The sequence below is a fragment of the Janthinobacterium woesei genome (genome assembly GCF_051380875.1).
Lineage (GTDB): Bacteria > Pseudomonadota > Gammaproteobacteria > Burkholderiales > Burkholderiaceae_D > Janthinobacterium.
Genome location: NZ_JBNYXW010000022.1, coordinates 24,622 through 41,552 on the forward strand (window position 1 = coordinate 24,622; position 16,931 = coordinate 41,552).

Below are 16,931 nucleotides of genomic sequence, written 5' to 3' on the forward strand. Positions count from 1 at the left end.
CCGGACGCCCAATGAAAAAGCCACCGCACGCAAGTGCCGGTGGCTTTTTCATTACCCTGCGGCCTACACCGCAGGAACACTTCTATATTACTTGCGCTTGTTGGCGTTGACTTCTTCCTCTCGGAATTTCAAGGCCAGCTTGTCGAGCACGCCATTCACATACTTGTGGCCATCGATACCGCCAAACGACTTGGCCAGCTCGACCGCTTCGTTGATGACGACGCGGTACGGGATTTCCATGTTGTTCTTCAGCTCGAACGCGCCGATCAGCAAGATGCCGTGTTCGATGGGCGACAGTTCGGCGATATTGCGGTCGATCAATGGTGCCACGCTCTCACGCAGCGCCAGCGAATCCTTGATCGTGCCGTACAGCAGCACCGTGAAATGATCGCCGTCCGCCTTGTCAAAGCCATGCGCGGCGCGAATATTGTTGACGACAGTGGTCGCGTCTTCATTGTTCAGCAGCCATTGGTACAAGCCCTGCAGCGCAAACTCGCGCGCGCGATGACGCGGCGTGCGGTTCTTGCTGGGATTGGCGAGCAAATTTTTGTCAGTCATGATTGTTACCTGTTTTTAAATACGTATTTACTACAAATATCGACGAATACCGCGGTGTGCTGTCTTGCTACCTGGCAGCGCAGCCACGGCGCAAGCACGATTAATCTTCGTCTGTGTCTTGCAACTCTTCTAGCGCTTGCGCTAAATTGGCCATTTCCACCGCCACGCGTGCCGCTTCTGCTCCCTTGACCAGCATGCGCACTTCCGCCTGCTCGTCGTTTTCGGTCGTCAACACTGCGTTGGCGATGGGGATGCCGTAATCGAGACCGACGCGCGTAATGCCCGCGCCCGATTCGTTCGATACCAGCTCGAAGTGGTAGGTTTCACCGCGAATCACGGCGCCCAGTGCGATCAGGGCGTCGAATTGCTCGGTTTCTGCCATTTTTTGCAGAATCAGTGGAATTTCCAGGGCGCCCGGCACGGTCACGTGCAGGATATCTTCATCGGCCACGCCCAGCTTGCTCAACTCTTCCAGGCATGCCGACAGCAAGCCACCACCGACGATTTCATTGAATCGTGCCTGGACGATACCGACGCGTAAACCTTCGCCGGCAAAATTGGTTTCGTATGTTCCTACGCTCATCATCAGCCTCTTTATCAGGTGATCAGCGGCGGCGCCGTGCGCCAGGCCGCTGAGTGTTATGCATTACTGCTGGCCAGGATGGCACTGAAAACCCGTCACTTCCAGGTCGAAACCGGCCATCGACGGCATCTTGCGCGGGCTGGCCAGCAATTGCATCTTGCTTACGCCCAGGTCGCGCAGGATTTGCGCGCCGATACCGTAGCTGCGCAGGTCCATGCTGGCGGCGCGGCCTTTCGGCTTGGCTTGCGGCGTGTCGAGTGCGGCGAACTGGGCAAACAGCTCGCCCGACGTCTCGCCACAGTTCAGCAAGACCATCACGCCCCGCTCGGCCTGCTTGATGGCGGCCATCGAAGCGGCCACCGTCCACGAGTGCGTGGTCGCTTCGCTTTCCAGCACGTCGAGCAGGGAAACAGGCTGGTGCACGCGCACCAGCGCTTCCAGGCCGGGGGCCAGGTCGCCGTGTACGAGCGCCAAGTGGGCCGAGGCGCTCGGCTTGTCGCGGAAGGCGATCAGGCGGAATTCGCCATGCGCCGTGCGCAAGGTGCGCTCGGCAACGCGCTCGACCAGCGATTCGGTCTGGTTGCGGTAATGGATCAGGTCGGCAATCGTGCCGATCTTCAAGCCATGCTGCTCGGCAAAGACCAGCAAGTCCGGCAGGCGCGCCATGGTGCCGTCTTCCTTCATGATTTCGCAAATCACGGAAGCGGGCGTCAGGCCGGCCATCGCCGTCAAGTCGCAGCCGGCTTCCGTATGGCCTGCGCGCATCAGCACGCCGCCCTTTTGCGCTTTCAGCGGGAAGATATGGCCAGGCTGGACGATATCGCTGGGCTGCGTGCCCTTGGCAACAGCCACCTGGATGGTCTTGGCGCGGTCGGCGGCAGAAATGCCCGTCGTCACACCTTCGGCCGCTTCGATCGAGACGGTAAAGTTCGTGCCATACGCAGTGCCGTTGCGCGACGTCATCATCGACAGGTTCAGCTCGTCGCAGCGCTCTTCCGTCAAGGTCAGGCAGACCAGGCCACGCGCATGCGTGATCATGAAATTGATGGCTTCAGGCGTCACGAAATCGGCGGCAAGCACCAGATCGCCTTCATTTTCCCGGTCTTCTTCATCGACCAGTATCACCATGCGGCCGGCGCGCAATTCAGCGACGATCTCTTCGGTGCTGGAAATAGACATTATTCATCCTCTTAGTGAAACTAAAAACTGAAACATCGAGCGCGAATATTCCGCGAATTTCCGGGAATGTTCTTATAGCCTGCTATTTTAAAGGATTTAGCGCTTGCAGACCTGAAATTAGACAGCCCTGCAACACTGGCGCGGTGACAGCCGCCCTGCCTGCCCCGTAAAACGCCAATTCCTCGATCCAGCGCAAACGGCAGCCGCACAACGCGCGCCACCGGCCTTGCAAAGAGCATAAGATCGCCGGGTCAGTGCGGCAGCGCTGATTTCACCGACGCGCCCGGCAGCGCTAGCTGCGGCGGGCGTTTGCGGCGTTTGCCCATCACAACAGAACCACCCCACACAGGAGCGGCAGCATGAAAACCAACGGATCGGCCATCTGGTCAGGCGGCATCAAGGATGGCAAGGGCGCCATCAGCACCCGCAGCGGCGCCTTGCAGGAATATCCCTACGGCTTTGCCAGCCGCTTCGAAGGCAAGCCCGGCACCAATCCCGAAGAGCTGATCGGCGCTGCCCACGCGGGCTGCTTCACCATGGCCCTGTCGCTGATCCTCGGCGAGGCCGGCCTGACGGCGGAAAAGATGGAAACCACGGCCGAAGTAACCTTGGACAAGGTGGATGACGGCTTTGCCATCACGGCCGTCCATTTAGTACTGAAAGCCAAGATTCCCGGTGCCGACCAGGCCAGGTTCGAGGAATTGACGGGCAAGGCCAATGCCGGCTGCCCCGTGTCGAAGTTACTTAAAGCCAACATTACTCTGGATGCCACCCTGCTGCCTTGAATCCAGCAATTAATTTTTTAACATCAAACCTTGCCCTGCCTTAAACCTTCCTGCCTTAAATCTTGTTCACGGGCTTGACGGGCTCCACAGGGGCGACAGGCGCCACCAGCGGCAGGCGCGAGTCGCTGGCGGGCAAGGGCCGGTTCATCAGGCCGGGATTGAGGGCAGCGTTATTCAAGTTGTACGCGGCGATGGCCGCCGCCACGGAAGGGTCTTCCGACGAGGGCGGCAGCACGGCCATGGCCGCTTTTTGCGCAGCCAGCTGCTGCGCTTGAAGTGCTTGCTGCGGTTGAGGTAGTTGCTGGGCTTGAGGCAATTGCGGCGCTGGCCGCAGCTCTTGCAAGTCCAGGCTCAACTCCTCCGTTTCCAGCTGTTGCTGTATCTCCAATTGCCGCTGCGCAATAGCGGCCGTTTGCGGCGGCGCGCCTGGCGGACCTGGCTCATTTGGCGCGATGGCCTGCAGCTGTCCGGCCGATGCGGCCAGCGCGGCGTTCCCTGGCAGCGCGTCACCCGTCAAGTCTGCTTCGACGACGGCAGCAAGCGGCATCCCTTGCTGCCGCGCCAGCACGGCGCCCACCTGTGCCAGCACGTCCGTCCCTTGCTGCAAGGCGCCCAGGGTGGCATTGCTGTCGGCCGCGTACGCCGCCTGCAGGGTGGCCGCATCGACATCCTCATTGCGCAAGTCGATGCCGATGCGGGCCAGTCCCGCTTGCGTGAGCAGCGTACCGTCCTGCGCCAGCGCGGCAGCGGCGCCCGTGGTGCCATCGCCCGACAGCAAATCGTAGCGCTGCGCCAGGCTGCCCTGCGTGTCGCCGGCCGTCGCCAGGTCGCTGGCATCGATGCCGCTCGTTTGCAGCTGGGCGAACGACTGCGTCAATTGCCGCGCCAGCGCCAGCAAGTCATCGTTCACATTGATCGGGGTAGCGCCAGCCCTGGGCTCGTCCGTGACGCCTTGCAAGGCCAGCAATTGCCGGCGCGACAAGGCCACGCCGGACAGGAACTGGCCCAAGGGGGAGATGTCGACCTGGGTCGAAGACAGGATGGGAATGGCGGCTGGCGCAGCGGAAGTGGGCACGCGCACCGCTGGCGCCAACGCTGCCGTTTCGCCGACACGGGGCGTTGCCGGTATGGCATTGGGCAAAGTCGCGCGCGAGATCGGGTCCATGGCTGGCCTCCACAGTGGAAAGCCTTATTATGCGCGCCTGTAGAAAAAGCAACACACGCGTGAAGCTGCCGCGCAGCAAGACCTGGGCGGGTCTTGCCCAGGTCTTGCCCAGCTACCCACCCAAGGTAGCAAAAGGCAAGCTGCTTACGCTTGCTTATCCAGCGACAACATGCGCTCGACGTAGCGGGCGATCAAGTCGATCTCCAGGTTCACCTTGCCATCGACCGTCAAGTGCTTCAGCGTCGTCATGGCAATCGTGTGCGGGATCAGGTTGATCGAGAAACGGCAGCCATTGACGGCACCAGAGCCCAGGTCTTCCACGCGGTTGACGGTCAGCGACACGCCATTGACGACGACGGAACCTTTAAAGGCCAGGTATTTCGCCAGTTCATGCGGCGCTTCGATGACCAGTTCCCACGACTCGCCCACGGCTTCGAACTTGCGCACGATGCCCAGGCCATCGACGTGGCCGGACACCAGGTGGCCGCCCAAGCGCTCGGCCAGGGTCAGGGCTTTTTCCAGGTTCACTTCCGTGGTGGTATCGAGGCCCACGGTGCAATTGAGGCTTTCACGCGAGACATCGACGGCAAAGCCCGTGTCCGACTTTTCCACCACCGTCATGCAGGCGCCATTGATGGCGATCGAATCGCCCAGGGCCACGTCGGCCAGCGGCAAGCCGCCCGCGTGTATCGTCAGGCGCACGCCAGCGTCGAGGCCGCCTTCGAGCGCTTGCACGGTTTCAATCTTGCCAATGGCGGCAACAATTCCTGTAAACATGGAGCTATACCTATAAAAATGAATGTGACTGATTAGTTGCGCTGGGTAATTAGTTGCGCTGGCTGAATCTTGCAAGGATACGCAAATCTTCGCCCACTTGCTGAACCTGGTGAAATTGCAAGCTGCGTTGCTGTTTGAGATCCGTCAATGCGGGCAGGGAAAACATGCCTTGCGCGTCGCCCAGCAAGGTAGGCGCCAGGTACACCAGCAGCTCGTCGACGCAGCCTTCGCGGATCAGCGAACCGTTCAGCCTGGCGCCCGCCTCGACGTGGACTTCATTGATCTGCCTGCGTCCCAGTTCTTGCATCAGCGCAGCCAGGTCGACCTTGCCGGCCGCGTTCGGCAGCACGATGATCTCGGCGCCCAGGGCGCGCAGCTGTGCTTCCTTTGCCGGATTGGCGACGGCCGCCACGATCCACGTGCCGCCACCTTGCAAGATGCGCGCATCGAGACTGATGTCGAGCCGGCTGTCGATGACGATGCGGCGCGGCTGGCGCGGCGTCTCGACGGCGCGCACGTTCAGCTGCGGATCATCGGCCTTGACGGTGCCAATGCCGGTCAGGATGGCGCAGGCGCGCGCGCGCCAGGCATGGCCGTCGGCACGCGCTTCGGCGCCGGTAATCCACTGGCTCTGGCCATTGTGCAAGGCCGTCATGCCGTCCAGGCTGGCCGCCGTTTTCATGCGCACCCACGGCTTGCCGCGCTGCATGCGCGAGAAAAATCCGATATTCATTTCATACGCTTCATCTGCCAGCACGCCCGTGGTGACGGCGATGCCGGCCGCTTCCAGCTTGGCCAGCCCCTGCCCCGCCACCAGCGGGTTCGGGTCCGTCATGGCGGCGACGACACGCCCCAGCCCGGCGCGCACCAGCGCATCGGAACACGGCGGCGTGCGGCCATGGTGGTTGCACGGCTCCAGCGTGACATAAGCCGTGGCGCCGCGCACGTCATTGCCGCGTGCGCTGGCATAGTCCAACGCTTGCACCTCTGCATGATCCTGGCCCGCCGCCTGCGTCACGCCAGCGCCGATCACCTGGCCATCCTTGACGATCACGCAGCCGATGCGGGGATTAGGCGAGGTCGTGTATAAACCGCGCGCCGCCCATTCCAGCGCCAGGCGCATGCCATCGATATCGTTAAGTATTTCCACAGGCTACTTTGCTTGAAGGTGAGTGATAGGTCAGTCTGATGGATAAGTCTGATAAATAAGTCTGATAAATAAGTCTGATAAATAAGTCTGATAAATAAGTCTGATAAACAAGTCTGATAGCTTGGTCTTGCTATGAACTGTCGGCCACGCCACTGCAATTGGCCGCTTGCCGCTGCGGATCGCAGACGCGTACCCTGCCCAGCATATTGATTTTAATATGGCGCACCTGTTTTCCCAAAGCCAGGGACAAGGTGCCCCAGCGCGCCGCCAGGCTGTTGGTCGCGTTGCAACTGCGTCCGGCGCCATTGTAGGCGATATACAAGGGCGCCGTGGCGGACGAAAACGCGAACTGGGCCGTGATGCCCGCCGCCAGCGGCCCTTGGCGGAACAGCAGCTCGTCGCCGCCATCGAAGGCCAGGTTGGCATTGCTGTCAATAAATACCAGCCAACCCGTGCGCCAGTCCATGCCACCGGGCCCGGCCGGCATCAGCAGCACGCGCTGGCCACGCGCCATCGCCTGCGCCCGCGTCAGTTCGATGGCGGAAAACAAGTCGCTGGCCGCCGCGCGCACCTGCTGACGCGCCAGCACATGCTGCAAACTGGGCAAGGCAAAGGCCGCCAGCAGCGCCGCGATCGATAACACCGCCAGCACTTCGAGCAAGGTATGCCCCGTTCGGCATGGCCGCCGGCCTGCCGCTGGCGCCCGGCAGGCGGCGCACAAGCGCTGGCACATGGCACGTTTCCAGCCGATGCCGCTCATGTTGGCCATGCTGGCCGGGGTGGCCGGGGTGGCCATGCTGATGGTGGCCATGGCTAGGGCCAGCAACGCCTGGCAGGCCCGCTGCTGCCGCGCTGGCCCGTGCTGCTCAGGAACAACACGCCGCACTCGGCATCGTGGAACTGGACGTCCACCTTCGGCGTGCCCGGCAAGGCGCGCAGCAGCACGCATTGCCCGATCGTCGATGCCGGACAGGCAAGCGCCTCGATTTCATAGGCGCTGCTGGCCGCGCCGCTGGCTGGCCCGTCGCCGGACCACCACGGAAATTGCTGCACCTGCTGCGCCGGCGAGGTAGAGGAAAACGCCAGGTAGTGATTGTTTTGCGTGTAATAGCGCTCCTGCTGCTGCATCAGGCGCAGCAAGGCCGCTTGTCCCTGCACCCGCTTGGCCCGCACGATATGCCCATGGTAGGCGGGCACGGCCAGCGCCAGCAGCAGGCTCACGATCGCCAGCACGGCCAGCAGTTCGATCAGGCTGAAGCCGGGCATGGCGCCGTGCCCTGGAAAGCGCCGCGATAGCCACAGTTGCCCAGCCAGCCGACATGCTGCCAGCGGCCCACTTGCGCTGCCGCCACGCATTGCCATTCTATTGCGCCATGCCGCCGCCATATACTGCCCTCCCCCTGCCCTTCCCATCAGCTTGCCGTTCGATGCAGTTGCCGCGCTCAGTTGCCGTTCAGTTACCTCTCCATCGCCGCCCGCTTGCCTCGCGAAACACCATGTACGCCATGTACGCCATGCTCAAGGCAATTTTTTCTTGGCCGCCTCGTGCAACTCGCGCCAGTTCGCCACTTCACGCCAGCTAAGGCGCCTGGCGGGCAGTGGCGCACTGACGACCTTGAGCGCCTTGAGCGCTGCCGGGCCGGGCAAACCGGGCTGCAGCATGGCCAACTCCTTGCGCCCCTCGGCGCGCCCCGTCGCCGTGACGGCGCCCAGCGTGCTGTTCAGTTCCAGCACCAGCGGCGGCGCACGCGCCAGGCCATCGAGCAAGCGCCCCGTCACCTCCCCTGCTTGCACGAGGCCCGCGCCATCGGCGGCAAAGCCGCTCAACACGTCGAGCGCATACAGGCGCGTGGCCGGCCTGGCACATGGATCGCGCCCCGGCAAGACGGTATTGAAGAGTACCCTGCCAGCCGCCAGCACGGGGCTGTTGACGCTGCGCTCGCCCGTTTGCGCGGCATCAGGAAAATCAACATACCAGCCGCGCATGGCATCGCCTCCCGTGTAGCGCACTTCAGCGCCATCCACGCTCATGCCGTCCGCCGCCTCGCCCAAGCGGCGCGGTTCCAGCTCGGCGCGGCTGCGCGTGGGGGATTGCTCCTGCAAGTCATCGTGGACGGCATACAACGCCTGCGGCAGGAAGGCGGCGGGCCATGTATCGGGCGCCTCGACCAGCTTGCCCGTGCCAAACAGCAACAGATAGCCGCCACCGGGCGCATGCGCCACTTTCAGCTGCTGCGTCACGGGCTGGCGCCGCCCCTGCGCGTCGCGCGCGACAAAGACCAGTTTGCGCCCCACGCCATCCTTCCATGGCGGTCCGCCTGCCATGTCGACGCGCCAGATATTGCCCTGCAGATCGCCCGCGTACAAAAAGGCCAGCGCCCCGTCATTGCCCGGCACCAGCGCGGGCGGCCCCAGCGCATGGGAGCCTGCGCCGGAGTCCGCGCCGGCAGCCTGGCCGCCATCGCCTGCGCCACCGCCGGCCACGGGCACTTTCAAGCGATAATAATTACTGCCCAGCAACCAGGGCGCACCGGGCGGCTTGTCCAGCGCCAGCAAGAATATGGCGGCGGCGGAAGCTGGCGCCGTCGTATCCTTGCCATCCTCGACATGGTTGTTGTAGCCACTGGCCACCACGGCAAAATCGCGATAGGCGGGGACGCCCTCTTTGCCACCCATATTGATGCGGGCAAAACTGGGCGGCGCGCGCACATTGCCCATCAGCTTGTCGTCGCGGTCCGTCATTTCCCACAGCGCGCCATCGTGCGCGAAGCGTGCCGGATCGGTGATATCGAGCGCAAACACGCCCTGCGCCCCGCCGCCCATGCTAGACACCAGCACCGTCTTCCAGCGCCCCAGCGCCAGCACTTCCGCCGTGGCTGCGGCGCCGTCCAGCAAAGGGCCTGGACTGTAGTGAGTGCTTGCAGAGGCTGCCGCCGCACGCAGCAGGGCCTGCGGCAAATAGGCAAACAGCTCGCTGCCCGTGCGCGCATCGAAAGCATGCAGCAAGCCGTCATTGGCGCCCACATACAGCATCTTTCGGCGCTGTTGCAGCAATTTTCGGTGCAGGGCATAGCCAGCACCCGGCATGCCCAGTCCCGGCGTGCCCACGTAGACGAGATTGCCGTACGGCGCCGCCCCCAGCATGCCTGCGCGGCGCCGCAAGAAGCCGCCTGGCTGGCCCACCTCGTCCGTTCGCTGGCCCAGCAGATACTCCAGGCGCCTCTCGCCCTTTCCGTCGCCACCACCATCACCGCCATCCCCGCCATCAAACAGCTCGCGCTGCGCCGCGCTCAGGCGCTGCCACGTCAGCGGCATCAGGGTACCCTGGGCGGCTAGCGTGTAGACCGGACGCAAGGCCGCCGGCGTACCAGCGGGCGCAGATTGGTTCACTTCACCGGCCTGCCACCACGTCTTGCCAGCGGCCAGTCTGCCATCAGAGCCCACGGCGAACGCGGCGCGCGACACGCTCATGCTGCCGTCCGCCAGGCGCAGCTGCGTATGAAACCAGTACGCCTCTTCCGCGCCGCTGGCCAGCGCCATCAGCGAGGGGCCGGGCAGCGGCGCTGCGCCTATTCCCTTGTCAGCGGCCACAAACGCGGCGCGCAAGCCCGCGATCAAGGCGGCAGGATCGCTGCCGGGCAAATAATGGCTAGGCCAGCGGCCGTCCACACTCCACTCGGCCAGCGCGCTGCCCGTCGCGCTCGTGTAAGGATTGGCATCGCCGTTCGCATCTTGAAAGCCGCCATACTTGGCCGCCAGCAATAATGGTGTGGCATGCAGCGTGGCAGCCTGGTCGTCCGAGTTGCTCGGGCGCAGATCACCCGCATAATGATCGACCGTTGCCTTGCTGTCCTTCTTGCCAGGACGCAACGCCTGCACATGCGACCAGTACGCCAGGCCGGCCGCATGATAGCTGGCGCCGCCCACCCCATCGGCCAGCAGCTCCAGCCCCGCCAGTGCTGGCCGCGGCGCGGGATTACCCTGCCCGCCATCGCTTTCCAGCTTGCCCACCGCGCGCGTCCAGGCCATCGCGTCCAGCGCGGGCGACGCAAAGCTATCGGCGGCGCGTGCCCGGTCATTGGCCCCGGCGAAAACCGGCGGGACGGGCACATTGCCTGGCACGTAACGGTCGACCGCCATGCCGCCGTCACCCAGGCTGACGACGACATGGCGCTGGCAGCTGGCCACCTGCGGATCGCTCCACTGGCTCAGCACCGGCAAGCCATCATCGACAGCGGGTGGCGCCATGGCGGGCGGCAACACGGCACTGGCTTGCCGGCCCTGCAGGTAGCGCAAGGATTCGTACAGCAGTTCGGCCAGCGGCGCCGCCCCGGCATACGCGCCGGGACGCCCCGCATTGCTGCGCCCGAGGCCATTGATGTAAGCGGTCACCCCGCCGCCATGGCCCGCACCCTGGTCCAGATACACCCCATTGGCAGCATGCCACTCCATATCGGCATTGTCCCGCGACAAGAAATCGGGCGCCATCCAGCGCTGCCCTCCCACATGGGCCAGTGGCGCGCGCAGCACGCCGCCATAGACAGAGGAAACCACAGGGGAAACACGCACTGATGGGGCGTTCAGGTGGCCAAACACGCCCACACGCACCCGGCCGCCATGGCGCTGGATCGCGCCCACCGGCTTGTAGTTCTTGCCATATGCCAGGCACAAGTCGTCGCGCAGCGGTCCCTCGGCGGCGTCGCAGACTTTTACCCGTGCGAGTAACACGCCGTGCGTGCCCGCCACGCCTGGCGCCTCGCAGCTGCCACCTGCGGGCACGGCGCCATCGCCAAACAGCAGGCGGTTGCGGCAGGAAACGATGGCCAGTTGCGCCAGCGCAAATGGTGTCGCAGCCGCCACGCCCTCGCGCAAGAGCTTGCGCGGAAAAAAGATGGGATGGGCGAAAAAGTCCGGACCGGTACCGCCATCGGGCAAATAAGCGCGCTGCAGCACCGTCTTGCGTACTTCATCGATGACGCGGTCGCCACCCGTCAGTGCGTAACGGACGATATCGAGCATGCTGGTGCTGGCCCAGTTGAGAAAGTTGCCGCTGAAACTATCGCCGCCACAGCCGTGCAGCGCATCGGCCGGTTTCAGCACGGAGAAGTAAGCGGTCGCTACGCGCAAGTCCGGCAGCGTGACGCCATCCTTGTTGCGATACGGGTAGCTGTAGCACATGCGCGCATGAAAATAGCCGGCATACTCGCGTTGCGGCGCATAGTCGCCGCCATGGGCCGCAGCGGCCGCCGCATGCGTGAGCGACAGGTTGAGCAGCAGATTCGGCGGCACCCGCGCGCCCTGCAAGCCCACGTCGGCCCGGGCCAAAGCCACCGTGGGCGTCGCAGTGGTGGCAGCGACGCTGCTGCAACACAGGCAAGCTGCCAGCGCCAGCAGTGCGCGGCCAACGCGCCGCCCAGAAAGGGAAAGCGACTGCGCCATCACGGCCCCGCTCCCGCCACCTGCTTGCGGTAATAACTTTGCAGCACGACTTGCGTACTGTCCTGCGCGCCAAAACCGATGGCCGTGATGCGGTACACATAAGTCTCAGCGGCAAGGCTGCCAGGCGCCGCCCCCGCCTCTTCGCCGGGCGGGTGAAACGGCAGCAATTCGATAAGGTAGCGGGGCCGGCGCGACGGCAAAAAGCCCTGCCCCGTCTGCATGACGGCGCCTGTGAAGTGGCCATACGGCACGGTGCGGCTGGCGCCAGCCCCGCTTGCCGCCCCGGCCGCATCCAGCGCCGTGCTCAGCCAGAGCGCTGGCGCACCCTTGGCCGCTGGCAGGCACAGGCCTAGCTCGCCGCCGTCGCCACAGGCATCGGCGAATCCTGCCGCGCTGCCCGGCGCGAACAGGCTGCTGCGCCCTGGCGCGCCGGGCAAACCGTCGATATCGTTCTGCGCATCCATCAATGCCTCCTCCGCCGCCTGAAACGCGACATGCCGGTCGCGCTCACCGCGTGCCGCCTTTTCGCCCTGCAAGGCCATCTGCGCGGCCGACACGCCCAGCAGCAAGATGACGACCAGCAGGCACAGCACATACACCAGGGTGGCGCCCCGCTCGCGCAGCGGCACGGCGTGACGACTGGCCGTGGCGCACATCAGCTAGTCCGGCCCGTTGCGCAGCATGGTGCTCGTTTGCACCAGTTGCCGTCGTCGTCCCTGCTGCGATGGCGGCAAGTCCGCCCGCATAATGCGCACGCCTGTGTCGCTGGCGCCGTGCGCCTCGGCATAAGCCTTGCCGAACAGGTCGAACTGCGCCGGCCCCATGTCATCAAACTTGCCTGCCGCGCCCGCCTCGCCATGCAGCAGCAGCGCCACGCGCACGCCGGCGATGCGCTTCCAGTGCGTACGGCGGTGAAAGTCGCGCTGGCGTTCGGCCAAAGTCTCCCCGGCCAGCAGCAGCGCCGCATCGTAGGCGTCGAGCGCGCTGGCGTTGACATACTGGTTGGCCACGCCATCGGGCGGCGTATCGGTGTCGAGACCATATAGCACCTGAAAAACATCCACGCCGCGGATGATGGCGTCCGCGCCCCAGCCATTCGCGCCCCGGTACTTGCAGCGCAATTCCCCTTCGCCATCGGCGCCCTGCGCGGCATAGAAAATGCTCCAGCCCCGCTGCGCTTCCGTGTGCGCGGCGCCCACGCCAAAACCGGCGCAATTGAGGACGGAACCGTCGCCGCCCTCGTTTTCCCCGGCACCGTCATAGCGCACGGCCAGCACATCGCTGCCGAACATGCCGCCCGGCAACGCCTGGCTGATGCCTGCGCTGTTCTTGCCCAGGCTGTGCGCGTCGAGACCGGCGATATTGGCGCTGTCATGCTGCGCGTGAAACAACGGCGCGGCGGCGCTGTCCCAGTTCACATATGCAGACTGGCGCACGGCCCGGGCGATGCTGTCGAGCGCATAGCGGCCATTGTCGTCCAGCCGCGCACTGGCGGACTGGTCGGAATAACTGGCGCTGGCCGCCAGCAGCATGGCGCTGGCGGCCAGCATCAGCAAGGCGCCCAGCGACAAGGCCACCAGCAATTCGACCAGGCTCATGCCGCGCCCCAGGCGCCAGATGACCTTCATGCCGATCATGCCACTCATGCCGTTCATGCGCCGCCTCCGCCCAGCTGCAACACCAGTTTGGGCAGCGACTCTCCCGCCGCATTCACGGCGGGCTGGGCATCTGGCTGGCGGCCGCGCCAGCCCAGCTTGATGACGATGGGCGCGCCCTTGCCGCCGCTGCAGCTCCAGTGCACGCCCTGCGCCGCGCTATCCCACGCCTGTGCGTCGCGGCAGATCTGCAGGCGCGCACCTGGCAAGGCGGCATGCAGCTGCTGTTTCCACTCGGCGATATCGAATTGCGCCAGTTGCGCCGCGCTGCAGACGGCAGCGCCAACGCAGTCCGCTGCGCCGCCGGCAGCTTCGGCGCCGTCCAGTGCCGCCTCGTAGGCCAGGTTCAGGTAGGGATTGCCGGCGTCGGGGCCATACATGAGAGCGCTATTGGCGCGCATGCGCTCGGCCATGCCGGCGGCCAGTTGCACGCCGGCCGACAGCAGCGCCGACTCATGGCGCGCGCGCAAGGAAGTCAATTGCAAGATGCTGGCGCCAAGCAGGCCCAGCGCCAGTAGCAGCAGCGACACCAGCACCTCGACCAGGCTGCTGCCATTGGCCAGGAGAATTCCACGACCGCCGTTGCACATGAAACACTTCCTTTCGCAGCACGAGTCGCAGGAACAGGCGGCCCAGCTACACGATAGGCGCGCTTGACAACTCGGGCATGCGCTAGCGCAAACAGTGTGGAAACAAGACGAAAAAACGGGGAGAAACGGCGCTTGAATTGATCAGGCGGCTTGCCAGGCAAACGCTGGCGTGGTGGAAACAGGGCTGTCGATCAGCCTCACTGCAATAAGAAGACCCCCGGGAAGAGTCCCGGGCGGCGTCAGGGCTTGCGCGCCTGCCCTACTTCGGCAATGGCATCCTGGAACTCGGCCAGGTCTTCGAAATTCTTGTACACGGAGGCGTAGCGGATGTAGGCGATCTTGTCGAGGCGCTTCAATTCCTGTATGACGAGTTCGCCGATATAGCCGGAATCGACTTCGCGCAAGCCGCTGGTGAGCAGCTTTTCCTGGATGGAGGCGATGGCCGCATCCACGGAGGCGGCCGCGACGGGGCGCTTGCGCAAGGCCAGCATCAGACTGGCGCGCAACTTATCCGCAACGAACTCCGTCCGGCTACCATTCTTTTTGACGACGGCCGGCATGATAAGTTCAATCCGTTCGTAGGTGGTGAAACGCTTGTCGCATTTGCTGCAGCGGCGCCGACGCCGTATGGCATCCCCTTCCTCCGATACGCGCGTATCGAGAACCTGGGTGTCGCCATGCTGGCAAAATGGACATTTCATGGAGTCGATACAACTTTATAGTAATAATTACGGGAAACCGCCGCCCTTGTACAAAGAGCGCCCGAATCACTCCGGGCGCCCTTGGGCACGACTGGAATGTGTCAGACAGAATCTTACTCTGTATGACACATTCTGGACAGGCTCTTAAGCAGCGTACACAGGGTGCGCGTCGGCCAGCACTTTCACGGCCGCTTTCACGCGCTCGATGGTGGCGGCGTCATGCGGATTATCCAGCACGTCGGCGATCAGGTGGCCCACTTCCTCGGCTTGCGCTTCCTTGAAACCGCGCGTCGTCATCGCCGGGCTGCCCAGGCGGATGCCCGAGGTGACGAAAGGTTTTTGCGGGTCGTTCGGGATGCCGTTCTTGTTGCAGGTGATGTGCGCGGAACCGAGGATGGCTTCGGCTTCCTTGCCCGTCAGGTTCTTGGCGCGCAGGTCGACCAGCATGACGTGCGATTCGGTGCCGCCCGAGACGATGCGCAGGCCGCGCTTGATCAGCGTCTTGGCCAGCACGTCGGCGTTCTTGATCACTTGCTTCTGGTATTCGACGAACTCAGGGCTCAGCGCTTCCTTGAAGGCAACAGCCTTGGCGGCGATCACGTGCATCAGCGGGCCGCCCTGGATACCAGGGAAGATGGCCGAATTGATGGCTTTTTCGTGCTCGGCCTTCATCAGGATGATGCCGCCGCGTGGGCCACGCAGGGATTTATGCGTGGTCGAGGTGACGAAGTCGGCAAACGGCACCGGGTTCGGGTACAGGCCGGCGGCGATCAGGCCGGCGTAGTGAGCCATGTCGACCATGAAGTAGGCGCCCACTTCCTTGGCGACCTTGCCGAAACGCTCGAAGTCGATCTTTTTCGAGAACGCCGAGGCGCCGGCGATGATCAATTTTGGCTTGCGCTCACGGGCCAGGCGCTCCATGGCTTCATAGTCGATATCTTCTTCGGCCGTCAAGCCGTAGGAGACAACGTCGAACCATTTGCCGGACATGTTCAGTGGCATGCCGTGGGTCAGGTGGCCTCCTTCGGCCAGCGACATACCCATGATCAGGTCGCCTGGTTTGAGCATGGCGAAGAACACGCCCTGGTTCGCCTGCGAGCCGGAGTTCGGCTGCACGTTCGCGCATTCGGCGCCAAACAGCTGTTTCACGCGGTCGATGGCCAGTTGCTCGGCAATGTCGACGAATTCGCAGCCGCCGTAGTAGCGCTTGCCTGGGTAGCCTTCGGCATATTTATTCGTCAGCTGCGAGCCTTGCGCTTCCATTACGGCTGGCGAAGTGTAGTTTTCCGACGCGATCAGTTCGATGTGGTCGTGCTGGCGCACGTTTTCTTTTTGAATGACGGCGAACAATTCAGGATCGACGTTGGCGAGGTTGTGATCTTTTGCAAACATGTAAAAACTCCAAGTATGAGGGTGCTTGTACTGGCAGGTTGGATCGAATGAGGGGAGCCGGCGTTAAGTGAATAACAACATTGGACAGGCAGCCTCTTCGTGCTTTTCCATAGTGGCTACCCAGGCGAACGGCTGATGAAAAATCTCACGTTTCCCGGTGGGTGCCCACCTTTCGCCGCTAAGCCAACCGCCACATTGTGGGGATTGCTCCGACTTTTCGCCAGTCACGTGAGACGTAATGGAAGTCAAATTGTAAGTTAAGTGTCCAAATTGAGCAAGGAATGCAAGTGTGCGGCTATAATCGCCGCGCGCCACAGCAGCCCGGGCGCGCCACAGGCCATGCCCGGGGGCACGGTGCCGGTGCTTAAGCCGAACTTAAACCTGGCCAGGGCATGTAAGCGTATGTTACGAAGCTTGCCATTGTGCAGCCCGGATCTACAATGCTGCGGTGCAACTTGCGTGCTGCTTTTGCATGGCTTTCCAGCAAGCGCCTTCGGTCACAACAAGAAAAATCGCGTAAAATGTTGCTCAATCTCACTACTGGCGCAATAAACATGCCTTCAGTCTTTACCTGGAACGTACGTGTCTACTATGAAGACACCGACGCCGGCGGCATCGTCTATTACGCAAATTACCTGAAATTCTTTGAGCGCGCGCGCACCGAATGGCTGCGCGCCATCGACGTGGGCCAGCAGGAATTGCTGCAACGGCACGACGCAATGTTCGTTGTCAAAAGCATCAACGCCGACTATCATGCGCCAGCCAGGCTCGATGACACGTTAAGATTAACCTTAAGCATAGAAAAAATGGGGCGCGCCTCCATCGTTTTCCTGCAACAAGCCTGGTGCGGCGACAGCCTGCTCAACACGGCCCGCGTCAAGATCGGCTGCGTTGACTCGTCACTGCGCCCGCGCGCCGTGCCTGATGCAGTCGCGGCCCGCATGCGCGCCGCCTGAG

At 63.5% G+C, this 16,931-nt stretch carries 16 protein-coding genes and 1 riboswitch; of the genes, 2 read left to right on the forward strand and 14 right to left on the reverse strand.

The window, feature by feature from the left end:
* Positions 1-87: 87 nt before the first annotated feature.
* The 3 genes from nusB to ribBA form a co-directional block, all read right to left on the reverse strand.
* Positions 88-558: a transcription antitermination factor NusB gene (nusB, locus tag ACQ4W6_RS22685; RefSeq protein WP_436569436.1), complete on the reverse strand. Its 471-nt coding sequence runs from the start codon at positions 556-558 to the stop codon at positions 88-90.
* A gap of 100 nt (positions 559-658) precedes the next feature.
* On the reverse strand, positions 659-1,141 hold the full coding sequence (gene ribH / locus ACQ4W6_RS22690) for a 6,7-dimethyl-8-ribityllumazine synthase (RefSeq protein WP_034786791.1): 483 nt from the start codon (positions 1,139-1,141) through the stop codon (positions 659-661).
* A gap of 63 nt (positions 1,142-1,204) precedes the next feature.
* A complete protein-coding gene (ribBA, locus tag ACQ4W6_RS22695; RefSeq protein ID WP_436569437.1) occupies positions 1,205-2,320 on the reverse strand; it encodes a bifunctional 3,4-dihydroxy-2-butanone-4-phosphate synthase/GTP cyclohydrolase II in 1,116 nt (371 codons plus the stop codon).
* A 359-nt stretch (positions 2,321-2,679) separates the two neighbouring features.
* Between ribBA and ACQ4W6_RS22700 the strand changes: the two genes are divergently transcribed.
* A complete protein-coding gene (locus tag ACQ4W6_RS22700) occupies positions 2,680-3,105 on the forward strand; it encodes an OsmC family protein (RefSeq protein ID WP_436569438.1) in 426 nt (141 codons plus the stop codon).
* A 55-nt stretch (positions 3,106-3,160) separates the two neighbouring features.
* Here ACQ4W6_RS22700 and ACQ4W6_RS22705 read toward each other — a convergent pair whose 3' ends face one another.
* The 11 genes from ACQ4W6_RS22705 to glyA form a co-directional block, all read right to left on the reverse strand.
* On the reverse strand, positions 3,161-4,270 hold the full coding sequence (locus ACQ4W6_RS22705; protein WP_436569439.1) for a hypothetical protein: 1,110 nt from the start codon (positions 4,268-4,270) through the stop codon (positions 3,161-3,163).
* A 144-nt stretch (positions 4,271-4,414) separates the two neighbouring features.
* Complete coding sequence (locus ACQ4W6_RS22710) at positions 4,415-5,047, reverse strand: riboflavin synthase (protein WP_436569440.1); 633 nt, start codon at positions 5,045-5,047, stop codon at positions 4,415-4,417.
* A gap of 49 nt (positions 5,048-5,096) precedes the next feature.
* Complete coding sequence (gene ribD, locus ACQ4W6_RS22715; protein WP_436569507.1) at positions 5,097-6,170, reverse strand: bifunctional diaminohydroxyphosphoribosylaminopyrimidine deaminase/5-amino-6-(5-phosphoribosylamino)uracil reductase RibD; 1,074 nt, start codon at positions 6,168-6,170, stop codon at positions 5,097-5,099.
* A gap of 157 nt (positions 6,171-6,327) precedes the next feature.
* Positions 6,328-7,008, reverse strand: a complete 681-nt coding sequence (locus tag ACQ4W6_RS22720) for a GspH/FimT family pseudopilin (RefSeq protein WP_436569441.1) — start codon at positions 7,006-7,008, stop codon at positions 6,328-6,330.
* A 2-nt stretch (positions 7,009-7,010) separates the two neighbouring features.
* Entirely contained in the window at positions 7,011-7,463 is a 453-nt protein-coding gene (locus ACQ4W6_RS22725) for a type IV pilin protein (RefSeq protein WP_436569442.1), read from the reverse strand.
* Positions 7,464-7,715: 252 nt separating this feature from the next.
* Positions 7,716-11,636 (reverse strand): pilus assembly protein, encoded by a 3,921-nt coding sequence (locus ACQ4W6_RS22730; RefSeq protein ID WP_436569443.1) that lies wholly within the window; start codon positions 11,634-11,636, stop codon positions 7,716-7,718.
* A complete protein-coding gene (locus ACQ4W6_RS22735) occupies positions 11,636-12,292 on the reverse strand; it encodes a pilus assembly PilX family protein (protein ID WP_436569444.1) in 657 nt (218 codons plus the stop codon). The genes ACQ4W6_RS22730 and ACQ4W6_RS22735 overlap by 1 nt, the downstream gene beginning before the upstream one ends.
* A gap of 3 nt (positions 12,293-12,295) precedes the next feature.
* A complete protein-coding gene (locus tag ACQ4W6_RS22740; RefSeq protein ID WP_436569445.1) occupies positions 12,296-13,291 on the reverse strand; it encodes a PilW family protein in 996 nt (331 codons plus the stop codon).
* Positions 13,288-13,881 (reverse strand): type IV pilus modification protein PilV, encoded by a 594-nt coding sequence (gene pilV, locus ACQ4W6_RS22745; protein WP_436569446.1) that lies wholly within the window; start codon positions 13,879-13,881, stop codon positions 13,288-13,290. Before pilV ends, ACQ4W6_RS22740 begins: the two co-directional genes overlap by 4 nt.
* A gap of 239 nt (positions 13,882-14,120) precedes the next feature.
* On the reverse strand, positions 14,121-14,582 hold the full coding sequence (gene nrdR, locus ACQ4W6_RS22750) for a transcriptional regulator NrdR (RefSeq protein ID WP_436569447.1): 462 nt from the start codon (positions 14,580-14,582) through the stop codon (positions 14,121-14,123).
* Positions 14,583-14,726: 144 nt separating this feature from the next.
* Positions 14,727-15,974, reverse strand: a complete 1,248-nt coding sequence (gene glyA, locus ACQ4W6_RS22755) for a serine hydroxymethyltransferase (RefSeq protein WP_436569448.1) — start codon at positions 15,972-15,974, stop codon at positions 14,727-14,729.
* A gap of 111 nt (positions 15,975-16,085) precedes the next feature.
* A riboswitch (ZMP/ZTP riboswitch) is annotated at positions 16,086-16,212 on the reverse strand.
* Positions 16,213-16,528: 316 nt separating this feature from the next.
* Between glyA and ybgC the strand changes: the two genes are divergently transcribed.
* A complete protein-coding gene (ybgC, locus tag ACQ4W6_RS22760; protein ID WP_436569449.1) occupies positions 16,529-16,930 on the forward strand; it encodes a tol-pal system-associated acyl-CoA thioesterase in 402 nt (133 codons plus the stop codon).
* Position 16,931: the final 1 nt, after the last annotated feature.